Source organism: Pedobacter hiemivivus (genome assembly GCF_004331685.1).
GTDB classification, from domain to species: domain Bacteria; phylum Bacteroidota; class Bacteroidia; order Sphingobacteriales; family Sphingobacteriaceae; genus Pedobacter; species Pedobacter hiemivivus.
This window is the reverse complement of sequence record NZ_SJSM01000016.1, coordinates 101429-115427: the sequence shown is the minus strand read 5'-3', so window position 1 is coordinate 115427 and position 13999 is coordinate 101429. Positions and strand designations below refer to the sequence as shown.

Genomic DNA, 13999 nt, shown 5'->3' with positions numbered 1-13999 from the left:
TTAAGAATTGTACGCAAAGAGATCTTGCTTTTACCAGATTAGCCTTATGGTACAATCATGTGGAAGATAGTGGAATTGAAGCTTTTAAAACCGTGGCAAGATCTATTCAAACACATCGCTTCTCCATCGTCAACTTCTTTGTCAACAGGAGTACAAATGCTTCTGCAGAATCGTTCAATGCTAAGGTGAAAGCTTTCAGAGCAACTTCCAGAGGGGTCAGAGATGTTAAATTTTTCCTATTCAGACTATCTAAAATCTATGCTTAAATTTCCTTCCCCCCAAGAATTCCGCTTGATCCTATCTTATCCCTTAGGATCTAATAGAAATTTAACTGCGGCTTTTTAAGCTGCAATATGATACAAGTCGAGGTAACAATAAGCTTAAATTGAGGGGGAAATTAAAGAGCCTCCTATCGGGATCGAACCAATGACCTACTGATTACAAGTCAGTTGCTCTACCAGCTGAGCTAAGGAGGCTTTTAATTGTTGAGACCGCAAATGTATAACTTTATTATTGCTCTGCAAATTATTTTCCTTAAGTTTTTTAGTAAAGTTGGCGCGTTAACCCGTAATTTTCTAGCTATTAATGTTTTGGCGTTTGATTTTTTTTTAAAATAATTGGTCAGACGTTTAAAAGGTAGGCGCTGCCATTAGCCGCCCCCTTTAACTCTGCTTTGAATATCTTCGCTTGCGCTTTTACGTTCTTTTTTGCTGAGGTTCTGATTACCAAATCTATAGGAGAAGGATAACATTGCTCTGCGACTATCAAGTCTTTTATCTGTATTCATATCGATGTTTTGGAAAAAGGTCTGTTCCTGATACCTGTTTGTTTGAAAAACATCATTTACCATCAGTTTTATACTTCCTTTATCATTAAAAATTTGTTTCTGGATACCTGTTGAAACAGCATAGCTTGCTTTATAAGTCGATATCCCATAAACTGAACCAGAATACCAAAAAGCACTTAGCTCCATACTATAGCCCTTCCCTGCTTTAAAAGAGTTCTGCGTATTAAAGCTGAAACTGGTATTTGCATTCTTAAAATCTTCATTTTCCTGACTGCCCCGATATTCGTTTCTAAACGCATTTGCGAAATAGGTGCCAGTCCACCAGTTCAGTAGTTCTGTTGATGCAGTGAAGCTAATACCATAGTTGATCGCCTTACTTAAGTTTTTAGGTGTTTCGAAAGTAGTATTTAGCGCATCAATCTGCCCGGTTATCCAGGTGATTGCATCATTGGTTTGATTATAGTTAATAGCCGTTGTGTATTTACCCTTGAAAGTATGGCTAAGCTGAAATGTATTCGTTAATTGAGGTTTTAGAAATGGGTTTCCCTGATAATAAAGTAGGGGGTCTCTAAACACTCTAAATGGATTAAGGTCTCCATAATCGGGGCGCTCAATTCTGCGACTGTAAGCGGCCTGAAACTGATGGTTTTCTCCTATAGGCTTGTTCAGAAATACGCTTGGAAAGAGCTGGAAATAGTTACGGTTTAGTAAAGAGTCTGAAGTGATTTGATGACCTTGAGTTTGTGTATATTCTCCTCTTAATCCAACTTGTAGACTAAATCCTTTAAACTCTTTGTTGATATTGATATAACCGGCATGTATTTGCTCTTTATATTTAAAATGATTGCTGCCGTTAACATCGTAAACCCAATTGCCATTATCCAGGATATGGTACTTTAGGTTATTGTCTGATTGTATAAAGCTGCTTTTTAACCCGCTTTCAAATTTTACTGTTTTTCCGAATTGATCTGTATAGTCAACTTTTCCAATGTAAACATCTGTAACTGCCGGCACATAGCCCTTTCTACTAGCTATTGTTCCTGATGGTGCATCTGGTGACAATAGTGTAATGGTGTTTAAATTCAGGTTTGATGTAAAGCTATTACTGGCAAAATCAACATCAGCAGAAAGTTCCCGCCCTTCTTTTTTAAATTGATGTAAGTAGTTTGCATTGTAGGTGAGGTTTTCCCAATGTTGCTGATCATAATTTGAAGTGATCGTTTTACTTATTGTACTATTGTTATTGCTAATAAGGTTGTTATCTGTTTTGCTATCATGGGTGTATTTACCCAAATTTCCGTTAATGAGGATGCCGAAACTGTTGGCTTTATCTAGCTCGTAGTCAAAACCAATGCGAAAATTATGTGTATTTAAAGGCTCGTTCGTATTGGTGTGCTGAAAGGATGTGCGCTGGGGTTGACCATTTGCAATACCTGTATCGTAAAAGCGACGTACAAAATCAAGGTATTCTGTTTCACCACGATAGGCGTAGTTGTAGCCGCCATAAAGGTTTACTTTATCGTTTCGATAATTCAGATTCAATCCGCTGCCGTAATGTGCGTTTCTGCTGTATCCAGAGTTTAATGCTATAGCCCCATTAAATCCAGTGGCAGTGTTTTTTTTCATGATAATATTGATGATGCCTGCATTACCGGCTGCGTCATATTTAGCTGAGGGGTTGTTTAGTATCTCAATTTTGGAAATGGAACTGGAATTGGTGCCTTTGAGTATTGTACTTAGCTCTTTGGGAGAAAGGTATGTCGGTTTACCGTTAATCATTACATTCACACCAGATCTTCCCTTTAAAGATATTTTTCCATCCTCATCAACTTTAACTCCTAGGGTTTTTTCCAGCAATTCTAAAGCCGTATTGCCTTCCGAAAGGATACTGTTTTCTACGTTAATGACCGTCCGGTCAATGGTTTGCTCAATTAGTTTTTTTTTGGCGTTTATAGTGACTGAATTCAGGACTTTAGCATCTTCAAATAGTGTAAAAACACCCAGATGTATGTTGTTGTTGTTTCTTGAAGAGATATCAAAGGGTTTAGAATGGTGTGTATTGAAGCCCATGGTGGTGATCTTTACTTTATAGTTGCCCTCTATGATCGTAACGAAGTGAAACATACCAACGGTGTCGCTTAGGGTGCCTTTTAATGTTTTTCCTTCTTGATCTAAAAGCGCTATAGAAGCAAAGGGGAGTGGTTGACCATCAGATGAAATGACTTTTCCTGAAACCTTTCCTTTGTTTTGCTGTGAAAAGGCAAGCGGTATTTCAAAAATTGAAAATAGAATTAGCAAAGTAAAATGCAAAAGGGATCCTGCAACAAGGCTTTTGCCTGTTGAATATTTTTGTTTTTCCATAAAAAAAGAGGTTAGGCGGTAATCAGTTGTTTTTCCTTTGGTTTAGCTCTTTTGGCTGATTTTTTCTTTTTGCCCCACCAAATGTAAAACCCGGTTACTGGTAAACTGGCGCAGATTAAACTGGCAAGAAAGAAAAGGATTTTGGTTGGTAGTCCGCCTAAAGCACCTACATGCAGACTGAAGTTAGATCTGCGAAGCCAGGTAGCCAGGTCGGCGTCTTTAATTTTGGACTGCGAAGCAGGAAGTTGCTTTAAGGTAAACTGGTCAAGATAAATATCCCTCCAGATGCCATCTTTCATGTCTGTACAAACATATATGGCTGCTGCGTTATTTTGAGGGAATGAAACAATTACTTCGTCTTTATTAAATTCCCCTAGCTCATGTATGGCTAGGTTCCAGGCTTTATCCACCTGTTTCAGCATCTCGGTTTGACCTACAAAAGTAGTGTCAGATATAGCTTGTATCCTGGGGGTATCTTTACCTCCTGCCATCCAATAAACCCCCTTATTGAACCAGGAGAAACTCATAACCAATCCAGTAAAAGCAAACAATAAAGCAATGATTAAGGCATAAAAGCCTAAAACATTATGCAAGTCATAATTTACCCTTTTAAGTTTAGCTTTCCATCGTACTTTAAAACTTTGATCTACTCCCTTTTTGTTCCATTTTTTTGGCCACCAGAGGATAATTCCACTAATGAGCAATAAGAAAAATATCAATGTTCCCCAGCCAACAAATATTTCTCCTATTTCCTCAGGCATCCACAAATGGAAATGTCCTTCATCAATAAAATGGAAAAAGTTTTCATGGTCTACCATAGCTACAACCTCGGCTGTATATGGATTAACGTAAACCAGGGAATCTGAGTTCAATGTAAACTGAGCGGTCCGACCCTCTCCATGATACCATACGCTATTGATTTTCTTTTCTGGTAATGCTACAGAAACGGCTTGATATAATTTTGAGGGTGGTAGTAAAGCTGTTCCTTCAGTTTTTTTTGCGTGTAACCAGGGAGATGTTAGCTGTTTAATTTCCTGTTCAAATACAAGAATGCAGCCGGTTATACTTAAAATAACGACAATGATCCCGGATGCTAGTCCGAGCCATAAGTGTAACCAGGCATTTATTTTTTTGAATAGCATTGATTCTGAAGGGTAAGGGGTACGCAATTGTGTTTTTATAAAGGGCCTAACTGTGGCTCAGGCACGCCCTTTATTATATTTATTTAATTAAATCCAGACGTTCTACGCTGTTCACTCCATCTAATTTAGCACCGCGTGTTACTGCAGCAGTGCTGATGTTGTATTGATAGATGTAGAATCCATCAGGTGTATTGGCAGCAATTGAAGCCACACCATTTTCTACTAATATATTTTGGCTGAATGCTGTTGCTATACTTTTTGGGATGTTGATTTTTGTTTTCGTTTTGTTGATTACATCAATAACATAATACTCTGTGATGTATAGTGTACCATATGCATCTGAAGAGGTGATTTTTGTTCTATCTAAAATTTTGCTAATGGCTTTGCCATTTCCGATATAGAATAATCCAAGTGCTTCTTCTTTAGTTCTGTCTGTCAACTCATAGAAATAGTCTGGATCAATTTGCGTAGTTCCGCCTTTTACTTTGTATATTCCAAAAGGAAGGTTTGTATCTGGTGTTGTCCATGTGTTTGGTGTAGCTAATAAATAGGCATTTCCATTGTCGGTAAATGAACCCGGCATGTGCAGTGTGTAATGCTGTGGTGCGCCAAAACGGTTATCCTGACTTACAGTTACATTGTTCATCGCTGGGTAATCCATAGCTGCAAGATAAGTTACACGATCTGATAAGTCAGTAGCATTTGCAGCTTGAGTGTAAGTTAAATAAAATTTATCTCCAACAAAGGCGGCATTATAACCCCAGAAATAATGATCAGCTTTTAATGGAACATTGATATTTCCACTTGAGGTAATAGTCATTGTTTCTACGTTCAGAATTGCATATTGAAACTGGATTGATGCATTGCTGCTAAATAATACAAGGGTTTTCTCATCTTTCCATTTGTAGAAGCTTGAATAAAATGCCCAGCTGATTTGTTTGAAAGGGATTTCTTTTACAATGGTATTTGTCTTATTGTTTGAAGTGTATTTAACCAGGTTACCTGAATCATTGTCGATACCATAGTAAAAGCCATTTTTAGCGGTCATAGTGGTTAGGTTTGTCGCAACCCCAATGCCGGCAGTAGTTATTGTTCCTGAGTTTAATGAACCAGCTTGTACCAGGTAAGATGCTGCAGGGCTTCCTGCGGATACCCTTAAACTATATATGTTTTCTGTTACCGGATCTACGGTTTCAGGTTTATCACTTTTTTTACAGGCGCTAAATCCTGTAAGTAGTGCGGCAATACATAATACCGCAGTTGGGTTTTTGATTGATTTTAACATAAAATTGATTTTGAATTGATGTGTTCTTATTGTTATTTGATGAAATACCTAAGCTTCATGAAGAATGATCTTCCAGGCTTTTGGAGCCTGAAATTGTCATAGGTTAGTTCATCCGTTATATTTAAGCACTCAGCAGAAATGTTGTATTTTCCTTTTTGGAAGGAGTAAGAAACTGCGGCGTTGTGTGAAAGTTGCTGCGGAATCTTGTTGTTGGATTCTTTGCTACCACGGCTTTCCCATTTAAGGTAAAACCAATGCACATATTGACTAAACCAATTGAATTGAATCCTGGTACCTTTTCCTATCAGATCATTTTTACCAATTCCAAAATTAGCATTGCCATATAGCCATGGCTGGTTGGGTATATTGTCGCCGTAGGTCGGATCCAGATTGCTTGTCCCAAAAATATATCGTTGGTTATTTTTTGATTTTTGATAACTAGCATTAACAGATAGATCTAATAGCTGATCATATCCATATTTTATTTCTGCCTCAGCGCCTTGTATACGTGCTTTTCCAACATTTTCGTAAGAAGTATATATACCTCCGCCAGCAGGAGAGCTGTAAATAAAGTCCTTCGCATCTCTAAAAAAGTATGCGGCTTCTACGGCAAACCTATGTTTATTTATTTGGTAGTTGTAATATGTTCCAATGTTAATATTGTCACTTTGTTCTGGTTTTAATTTTGGATTTGCTGAAGTATTGATTCCATTTCCAAATAATTCTTCTCCTTCCTGTAATCTATAGGCATGCTCGTAGGAGAACTTAAGTCCTGCATTTTCAGTAAGCTTGTATCTTGAAGCAATACCATAGCCAAGATAGTTGTTGGTTGCACTGGTGTCGGCCTTTGCCCAAGAACTTTCTCTTGATAGGTAAACAGCATTTCTAACAAATGTACCTAGGCGATAGAATTTGGTGAATAGGGTATTCGTTAAGCGCTTATCGAAAAAGTTGGTTTGGTACGCCAATCCTACAATGGTTTTATCGATGGTATTGGGAATATCGAAGTTATTGTTATCTACCTTTTTTAAATCTTCAACTGCCGACCGACCAAAATGATTGTAAGTATAATTTAGGTTTAAATCTTGATTATCATTAATTTTGTACGTGAAATTAGCCCTCACTAGGCCGCCAGTATTTTTATAATGGTAAATGGTTTTGACGCCGTTTAATTCTCCGGCAATAAGCTCTGTCTTTCCTTTTCCTTCCCAGCCGTAAATGTTTGAAGCAGTGTCCACTACATCTGATCTGTCTATGGATAGAGCGCCTAGTATGTTTACCGTTAGTCCTTTAATCAGGAAGTTGTTTTTTTTATACTTTATAGAGGGCATAACGAAATTACCTCTGGTATGTAAGCCTCCAAATACTTTGTTTTGACTTGCTCCGGTTTGTATTTCCTTGTATAAATTGGAATAGGTAAGACCAAGTGTAATTCTATCTGCCCATGATTTATTGCTTAGTCCGATGTCTATTTGTCCCATTGTAGAACGATAGGCATCATGGAAACGTCTGGCATCTTTAAGCACCACTTCATCGTTTTCTGTCACTTTTATAGCGGCATCGTATTTTGGATTATTCCGCATCATATAATCATTATCAGAATAATTATGGAATCCACTAAAATTGAATATTAAACCAGTTTTTTTATCCGTAAATCTTCCATTTAAAGCAGCTCTTGTGGTGTTAAAGGAACCATAGCTGTAACTCGCATCTAAGAATTTTTGCGTATACTGATCGGTAATTACATTTACGGCTCCTCCCAGTGCATCAGAGCCTAATTCAACGGGTACTACTCCTTTGTAAACTTCGATACGCTCGGCAATGTTAACAGGGATGTTGTTCAAAGACATTCCCCCGCCAAAACTTTCCATAGGTATTCCGTCCAGAAAAAACCTAACCTGCTTGCCGGATAATCCATTAATTGAAAAGTTGAAGTTTGAACCCAATCCACCTTGCTCTCTGATCTTGACTCCTGTAGTTCTGTTCAGAACCTGATTTAGATCGGCAGTAGTGTTTGCAAATTGCTTTGTATCAATTGCATTTACCGAAAAGCCAGATTCTTTTATTTCCTGAGCTTTGGTCTTTCCCTGAATACTTACATTTTGTAATTGTTGCAGATCTTTTTTTAAGGAGAAATTAAGACTAAGGTTTTGATTATTATTTAAGGTAATCGACTTCGATTCTTTTAGATAACCTAAATAAGAAACGATTATGGTGTAGGGGCCCTGTTTAACATTATTTAGTTCATAATAACCCTGTTCATTGGATGTAGCGCCAATTTGACCGCCTTTAATCATTATAGAAGCACCAGCAATGACTTGATTTCCATCTTTAATATATCCGGTGATGATCGTCGGATTTTGAGAAAAAGCGTTGAGAGATAATGAGCTAAATAAGAATAAGAGTAGAGATTTCCAGTACGACATTTTATTTAATATTGTGCATTTATACTAGTAGGTAGCATAACTGCTTGTTTACCGAAGGTGGAAAACAAGAAATATTAAAATAATTACGTTTATGGCGTTAGCTCATCAATTCTCATGATGAAATCAGTGTTCCCGGCTAATTGCAAGCCTTTCTTTAATTCCCCGGTTTTGATATGGTAGATCCATATATAGTTACCTTCTGTAGAGGAGTTTACAGAAATGTAGGCCATGTCCTTATTTATGAGTACACATTGTCTGCGCGTTCCTTTATCAAGCGGGAGATCAAGCTTGTGTGTTGTTTTACTGATCAGATCAGCTACATAAAATTCAAAATGTGGTGTACTGTAATGGTCGCCCAAACCTTTAAAGAGATCTTTTCTTTCGCTTCTGATGATGACTTTGTTGTTGCCAAGATACCACATGCCATAGGCATGATTATGGGTAGCAGAGGTGCTAAGGTTAAAGAAGTAGTTTTCATCAGGAATGTCTGATCCCGATTTAATCCGCATGATGGCGGTTGGTAGTTCAGGGCGGTTTCCTAGTGCAATGCCCGGACAAGTCATAAAATAATAATTATGCTGCTCGTCATTGAAAGCGTAAGGTTGTATGGTATTGATTCCTCCCGGATAAGTAGAACGAGTGTCCTTATCGGTTTTAATAGCCGTCATTTGAGGGTAATTCAACGTTGTAATATAAGTCGTGTCGCTCGTCGTATAATTAGATGCACTTAATTGCTGATGGTAGGTGTAGCCCACAAAAAGCTTTTGGTTGCGCAATTCTACAAAGCCAACAGACATGTTATCAAAACGACCGAAAGGGAGGGGGATGTCCATATTGCCTTCAGCAATTAGGCCCATTTTTGCCGTGGTTACAATTGCATATTTTACCTGTGAAGATTCAGGTACGTTTAAACCGGTAAGTAAAAGCGTGTCTGACCCTTTCCAGTAAAAGTTTTCAATAGAAAAATCCTTTAATGGAACTGATCCCACTTCAATTAAAGATCTGTTACTCAGTTTATACTTTACGAAAGTTCCTTTTTTTCTATTCAGATGATAATAATAACCATTTTTAACAATCACCGAACGGGTGATTTCTTGTGAATTGAGTTCTGCGCCCTCTTGTTCAGGCATCAGTAATCCTTTATCTAAAGTCTTGCTTTGTAATAAATACTCTTTGCCGTCTTTAGCTAGGATGTATATACTGTATTTTTTGGCGGTTGTATCACCTTCTGAAGATTTTCTTGTGCATGCTGTACCGCAAAACAAGAAGAATAAGAGCAGAAATTGAAGGCGATTAAATTTGAAACTCATTGATGATTTGTTTTTGAAGTACAGGAGGGAGGTCCATGATGTTTTTTTCGTTCACCACGATGATCTTGTCTACTCCATTTTCACCCTTCAATATAATATAAGTCTGACCGGCTTTAAAGATCATTTTTTCTGAGCTCCCTTCAAATATAAGCTCCATATCTTCCTTTGGACTAATCAAAAGGCTACCTGAAAGATCAATAACGCCAGTGGTATTGTTGATTCTTGTAGAAGTGTTTGTTCCCACAGAAATTTGATAAGCCCTGGCGTCTACATGTTTTACATGCATAGAAGAACTATTGTTTACTACCAGAGGCATATCGTTAGTAGGTTTAACAGTAGTTAGATAATAACCTGTAATGCCAAGAATTGCAATAACGAAAGTAGCTGCAATGGCTCCCGACCAGAATGGGTTTTTATAAAAGTCTTTTTTAGTCGAAATCGGCGCTGGGGATTCTTGAGGAAATACTTTTTCAATTTCGTTCCATAACACAGCTTTGTGTTGCGCTTTATCTTCACTTATGGGAAGTTGCAGCGCTTCATCGCTTTCTCCGGAAAATAACCATCCCTCTACAGCTTCGGATTCTTCCGCGCTGCATTCGTGCCTATGGTATTTTTCTATGAGCTCTTTGCTGATCTTCATTCAGTTTTATAGGATATGCTTTTTAATAGATACAAACTTAGATAAAATATAAGTAGCATAACAACGGCTTTACCGTAAGTTGAAATGAAAATTAATTGGAATAATTTGAAAGATTAAGTCTTAAGACGCCTAAGGCTTTCGTAATGTGGTATTCTACAGCCCTTTCTGTGATGAGTAGAGCAGACGCAATTTCTTTATTACTAAGTCCCTGTTCACGACTCATTTTATATACACGTTTGCATTGGCAGGGAAGTGTATCAACCAGTATGTTAACTTTTTCCTTAAGGTTATTGAACAATACACGTTCTTCTGTGCAGTTTGAAGAATGACTACAGTCCTGATATTTAGTGCAAATGTGTTTTTGCTGGCTAACTTTATTTCGGATGTATTCGAAGGTTTTAAACTTGGCTGCCCGGATTAAATAGTTATTAATGTTTTCGAGTTCAAGTTCGTGCCGACGCTCCCATAAAGATTTAAAAATATCCTGAACCATCTCACGCGAGGGCTCTATTTCACGGATATTGTTATAGCATACTGCATAAACTTTTTCCCAATACAAATTGTACACTGTTTCGAAAGTATTTCTATCGATCAGGGTGGTGTTATTTGTATTGCTTTTCTTTTCAGTCAAAACTCAATCTGTTGTTGATGTGCTGCAAATATAATTTATTTAGAATAGTTATAAATAAATTATGTGTTTTTATTTTTAATGTGAGTAGATATTTAATATTTCATTAGCTTTATAAATGAAATTCAGAGAAATACAGCCTCCATTATTTCTTAAAGACTATGTTCGCTACTTTTGGGTGTTGGAGAGTAGTGATGTTGGGGAATTGCCAAAAACTTTTGGAGCTATTGCTGATGGAAGTCCCGGTATTATTTTTCAACAATCTGAGCATGGAAGCTTTTACCAGAATCATAAAGAATTGCCCTCGGTTTTTTTGTATGGGCAAACGACTAGATATACCCAGTTACATTCCCCTGGAAGTTTCAGAACTATTGGCGTTTATTTTTATCCACATGCCTTAAAATCAATATTTGGATTTAATGCAGCTGAATTAACCAATTCCTGTCTGGATGTAGACCTGATTCCAAGTACACAGTTTTTACAACTGTCAGAGCGGTTGCTAAATACGCCTGAACCTGAGGAGCAGATTGATGTGCTTTCTACTTATTTGTTTTCTCAGATTGAAAAAAATAGGCGTTTTGAAGACCCTATTGCCCAATATGCCGTTGCCGAAATGCTGAAGGTAAATGGAGCTATTGATTTAAAATTATTGCTGGCAAATTTAAAAATAACGGAAAGGAGTTTTGAACGCCGGTTTAAGTATGATGTAGGTATTCCTCCAAAATTATTGTCCCGAATTATTCGTTTTCAAGCTTCAATGGAGCTTTTGAGAGGCAATAAGTACAACAAGCTCTCGGATATTGCTTTTGAAAATAATTATGCCGATCAGTCGCATTTTATTAGATCATTTAAGGAATTTGCCGGGATATCTCCAAATCAATATCAAAAGCAGTATACTGAGCTCGTTGAAAATTTTCCTGAAATGAAATCCTGATTGTCGGTTTTGTTCTATTTTGAGAATAGTAACTGTTGTAATCTTGTTAAAAATTAAATAACAAAATTATGATCGCAATCACAGGGGCCAGTGGCCATTTAGGTAAGGCAACGATTAATCATCTTCTAAAAAAGATTAAATCGGAAAACATTGTCGCAATAGTAAGAGATCCTTTAAAATTAGCGGCTTATAAGGATACAGGTATTAAGATCAGGACGGCTGATTATAATGATCTTGAATCTTTAATTACCGCATTAGCAGGTGTAAATACACTTTTGCATATCTCAACTACGAGTATGGGACTTGTTGGTGTACTGCAAGAAAATAACGTGGTAAGGGCTGCAGATTGGGAGGGGGTAAAGCATATTGTGTATACAAGCGGTTTAGGACCAAAGGCTGATTCTTATTTTCTTGCTGTTCAGCAATGTCTCCGTACAGAAGAAGCCATTATAAATTCGAAAATTAGCTATACTTTCTTTAGAAATAGTTTATACATGGAAACGATTCCGCAATTTATTGGGAATGCATTGCAAGATGGTCATATCTATTTCCCGGCAGGAGCAGGGAAGGTGAGTTTTGTAAGTCGGGAAGATATTGCTGAGGCTTTAAGCGTAGTGCTTACAGAAACTCAACATCAAAATAAGGTTTATGAGGTGACGGGGTCAAAAGCATTCTCTTTTCAGGATATAGCAAGCCTATTGAGCCTTGAAAAGAAGTTTAGTATCAACTATATGGATATTCCTGCTGAATTTTTGGAAGCTGAGTTGATTAAAACAGAAATGCCAGAGGACGAAATTGGCTGGTTTTTAAGCTTGGCCAAAAGCATAAAAGCCAATGAGTTTGCCCCGGTAGAAGATTGCCTGGAGGTGCTGCTTAAACGCAAGCCCTTAGCATTAAAGGAATATTTAACAAAGCTATAAGAAAAAAAAGATACCAGGTTTAATTGTTTAGCATGGGCTTAAACCTGGTGTCCTTGTTTCTTAAATCAAGGCCGCCTTCATAAACGGATTTTAAATTGAGTAGATAAAAAGACCAACCATTGTGGCAACCTAGCCTAGTGTATTGCTTATTTTGGTCATCAGTAGGGATTTCTTTTTGTGTTAACTCTACCAAAACATACTCTTCCTGTTGCGTTAATACAATGTCAACAAGGCAGGCCCCCGCAAATGTAAATTGTATAAAATCCTTTCCATTGGCATGATTGATATGGCCATGTTCTTTTTCCTCATAAAGATGCCAGGTCCAGTCGTACGTGAATCCTGCTTGTATTTGACTGTCTTTTTCAACCATTTTACCCTTGCTATCATGGAAAATGGCTTCCTTTAGAAACCATTTTTCTATTTCTGAGGGTTTTGTCCATGCGTCATAAAGTACTGACATTTTTGTCTTTACCAATATTCTAATCGTAAATGATGTCCAGTCGAAGTTTTTCATAGCTATATTGTTGTTGCTCAAATATAAACAAAGATAAGGGAGGTTGGGCTTGTGTTATTTAGCCCTATCCATAAAGCTTTTGTGATTCAATTGAGCCTCTACTTCTTCTATGGCCTTCATGATGTTGTTGCTGGTATTTGTTAATTCCGTTAAAGCAACGACCATGGTTTGCCATACTGGTTGCATTTGCTGCAGTAGCTTTTTTCCTTTTTCCGTAAGTAATATTAGTCGTTTACGTTCGTCCTGTTTGTCTTTTTTTGAACGGATAAGCTTTTCCTTTTCAAGTTCTTTTAACAAGCTAATGGTGGATGGGTGGGTATAGCCAATTTCAGTAGCCAGCTCCACAACACTTAACACGGGTTTGAAATGAAGGGTATAGATCACTGGAAACCATTTGGGTTCAAAGTCGATACCATTTGTCTTGTATATCTGGAAGCCATCTTTCCTTAATTGTTCGCTAAGGTGTTGAAGTCGTGTGGATATACCCAAAATACCCGACTCATTTATAACGTTCATATATGGAAATGATAAAATACATCATCGGCCTTCATTCTCGGAAAATAGGGCGGGAGTGCATCCGGGCTGATTTTAGTAAAGCCATTCTTTTCATAAAAACGATGAGCTGCTTTAAGCATGCTTACAGTGCCCAGATAAATATCGGTAATGCTATTTGCCGAGCAGAACTCAATCAGGTTATCTAACAACAGTTGCGCAATGCCATGTTCCTTTCCCCTGAACTCCTTTTTAACAAACATTTTTCGCAGAGCACAGGCTTTATGGCCTGTATTAATCAGTGCAATAGTACCTACCAGTTCATCTCCATGCTTTGCACCCAGAAAGTTGCCTCCATCCTGAAGATAATTTGTTTCAATATCTAAAAGGTCAGGCTGATCGGCTAAAGTTACCGGGACATTGAATTCAATTTGCTGTATCGGTAAAATCAGATTGACAATCTGTTCGCAGTACGCATTATTTAATGGTTCTATAGTGATGTTGGTGCTCATACAATACCTGGTTTATGTACAAGTATACGTAGTTAGCTACGTATATTA

The 13999-nt window shown here is 37.5% G+C and carries 13 protein-coding genes and 1 tRNA gene; 3 read left to right on the top strand and 11 right to left on the bottom strand.

Features of this window, described 5'->3' with window-relative positions; translation table 11 throughout:
• On the top strand, positions 1 to 266 hold a 266-nt coding region (locus EZ444_RS20240; RefSeq protein ID WP_165503676.1), incomplete at its 5' end, for a transposase.
• A gap of 137 nt (positions 267 to 403) precedes the next feature.
• On the opposite strand, the gene EZ444_RS20235 is transcribed toward EZ444_RS20240, so the two are convergent.
• The 8 genes from EZ444_RS20235 to EZ444_RS20200 form a co-directional block, all read right to left on the bottom strand.
• Positions 404 to 476, bottom strand: a tRNA-Thr gene (locus EZ444_RS20235).
• Between the two features lie 173 nt (positions 477 to 649).
• A complete protein-coding gene (locus tag EZ444_RS20230) occupies positions 650 to 3148 on the bottom strand; it encodes an outer membrane beta-barrel family protein (RefSeq protein ID WP_131610971.1) in 2499 nt (832 codons plus the stop codon).
• Between the two features lie 11 nt (positions 3149 to 3159).
• Positions 3160 to 4290 carry a PepSY-associated TM helix domain-containing protein gene (locus tag EZ444_RS20225; RefSeq protein ID WP_131610970.1) on the bottom strand — a complete coding sequence of 377 codons (1131 nt, stop codon included), beginning with the start codon at positions 4288 to 4290 and terminating at the stop codon, positions 3160 to 3162.
• 79 nt (positions 4291 to 4369) lie between these two features.
• Positions 4370 to 5575 carry a DUF4374 domain-containing protein gene (locus tag EZ444_RS20220; protein WP_131610969.1) on the bottom strand — a complete coding sequence of 402 codons (1206 nt, stop codon included), beginning with the start codon at positions 5573 to 5575 and terminating at the stop codon, positions 4370 to 4372.
• 32 nt (positions 5576 to 5607) lie between these two features.
• Positions 5608 to 8001, bottom strand: a complete 2394-nt coding sequence (locus tag EZ444_RS20215) for a TonB-dependent receptor (protein WP_131610968.1) — start codon at positions 7999 to 8001, stop codon at positions 5608 to 5610.
• Positions 8002 to 8090: 89 nt separating this feature from the next.
• On the bottom strand, positions 8091 to 9311 hold the full coding sequence (locus EZ444_RS20210; RefSeq protein WP_131610967.1) for a hypothetical protein: 1221 nt from the start codon (positions 9309 to 9311) through the stop codon (positions 8091 to 8093).
• Positions 9295 to 9951, bottom strand: a complete 657-nt coding sequence (locus tag EZ444_RS20205) for a hypothetical protein (RefSeq protein WP_131610966.1) — start codon at positions 9949 to 9951, stop codon at positions 9295 to 9297. The genes EZ444_RS20210 and EZ444_RS20205 overlap by 17 nt, the downstream gene beginning before the upstream one ends.
• A 91-nt stretch (positions 9952 to 10042) precedes the next feature.
• A complete protein-coding gene (locus EZ444_RS20200) occupies positions 10043 to 10582 on the bottom strand; it encodes a sigma-70 family RNA polymerase sigma factor (protein ID WP_169472235.1) in 540 nt (179 codons plus the stop codon).
• Between the two features lie 115 nt (positions 10583 to 10697).
• Between EZ444_RS20200 and EZ444_RS20195 the strand changes: the two genes are divergently transcribed.
• On the top strand, positions 10698 to 11513 hold the full coding sequence (locus EZ444_RS20195) for a helix-turn-helix domain-containing protein (protein ID WP_131610965.1): 816 nt from the start codon (positions 10698 to 10700) through the stop codon (positions 11511 to 11513).
• A gap of 68 nt (positions 11514 to 11581) precedes the next feature.
• Positions 11582 to 12433 (top strand): SDR family oxidoreductase, encoded by an 852-nt coding sequence (locus tag EZ444_RS20190; RefSeq protein WP_131610964.1) that lies wholly within the window; start codon positions 11582 to 11584, stop codon positions 12431 to 12433.
• 19 nt (positions 12434 to 12452) lie between these two features.
• On the opposite strand, the gene EZ444_RS20185 is transcribed toward EZ444_RS20190, so the two are convergent.
• Genes EZ444_RS20185 through EZ444_RS20175 form a run of 3 tightly spaced genes read right to left on the bottom strand, consistent with a single transcriptional unit; the run spans position 12453 to position 13951 of the window.
• Positions 12453 to 12947: an SRPBCC family protein gene (locus EZ444_RS20185; protein WP_131610963.1), complete on the bottom strand. Its 495-nt coding sequence runs from the start codon at positions 12945 to 12947 to the stop codon at positions 12453 to 12455.
• A gap of 54 nt (positions 12948 to 13001) precedes the next feature.
• Complete coding sequence (locus EZ444_RS20180; protein ID WP_131610962.1) at positions 13002 to 13463, bottom strand: MarR family winged helix-turn-helix transcriptional regulator; 462 nt, start codon at positions 13461 to 13463, stop codon at positions 13002 to 13004.
• Positions 13460 to 13951, bottom strand: a complete 492-nt coding sequence (locus EZ444_RS20175) for a GNAT family N-acetyltransferase (RefSeq protein ID WP_131610961.1) — start codon at positions 13949 to 13951, stop codon at positions 13460 to 13462. The genes EZ444_RS20180 and EZ444_RS20175 overlap by 4 nt, the downstream gene beginning before the upstream one ends.
• Between the last annotated feature and the right edge of the window lie 48 nt (positions 13952 to 13999).

Bases quoted from the DNA above. Each gene is read 5' to 3' on its own strand.
- EZ444_RS20190 (WP_131610964.1), top strand. From the start codon at position 11,582: ATGATCGCAATCACAGGGGCCAGTGGCCATTTAGGTAAGGCAACGATT.
- EZ444_RS20230 (WP_131610971.1), bottom strand. From the start codon at position 3,148: ATGGAAAAACAAAAATATTCAACAGGCAAAAGCCTTGTTGCAGGATCC.
- EZ444_RS20180 (WP_131610962.1), bottom strand. From the start codon at position 13,463: ATGAACGTTATAAATGAGTCGGGTATTTTGGGTATATCCACACGACTT.
- EZ444_RS20215 (WP_131610968.1), bottom strand. From the start codon at position 8,001: ATGTCGTACTGGAAATCTCTACTCTTATTCTTATTTAGCTCATTATCT.
- EZ444_RS20220 (WP_131610969.1), bottom strand. From the start codon at position 5,575: ATGTTAAAATCAATCAAAAACCCAACTGCGGTATTATGTATTGCCGCA.
- EZ444_RS20185 (WP_131610963.1), bottom strand. From the start codon at position 12,947: ATGAAAAACTTCGACTGGACATCATTTACGATTAGAATATTGGTAAAG.
- EZ444_RS20175 (WP_131610961.1), bottom strand. From the start codon at position 13,951: ATGAGCACCAACATCACTATAGAACCATTAAATAATGCGTACTGCGAA.
- EZ444_RS20210 (WP_131610967.1), bottom strand. From the start codon at position 9,311: ATGAGTTTCAAATTTAATCGCCTTCAATTTCTGCTCTTATTCTTCTTG.
- EZ444_RS20205 (WP_131610966.1), bottom strand. From the start codon at position 9,951: ATGAAGATCAGCAAAGAGCTCATAGAAAAATACCATAGGCACGAATGC.
- EZ444_RS20195 (WP_131610965.1), top strand. From the start codon at position 10,698: ATGAAATTCAGAGAAATACAGCCTCCATTATTTCTTAAAGACTATGTT.
- EZ444_RS20225 (WP_131610970.1), bottom strand. From the start codon at position 4,290: ATGCTATTCAAAAAAATAAATGCCTGGTTACACTTATGGCTCGGACTA.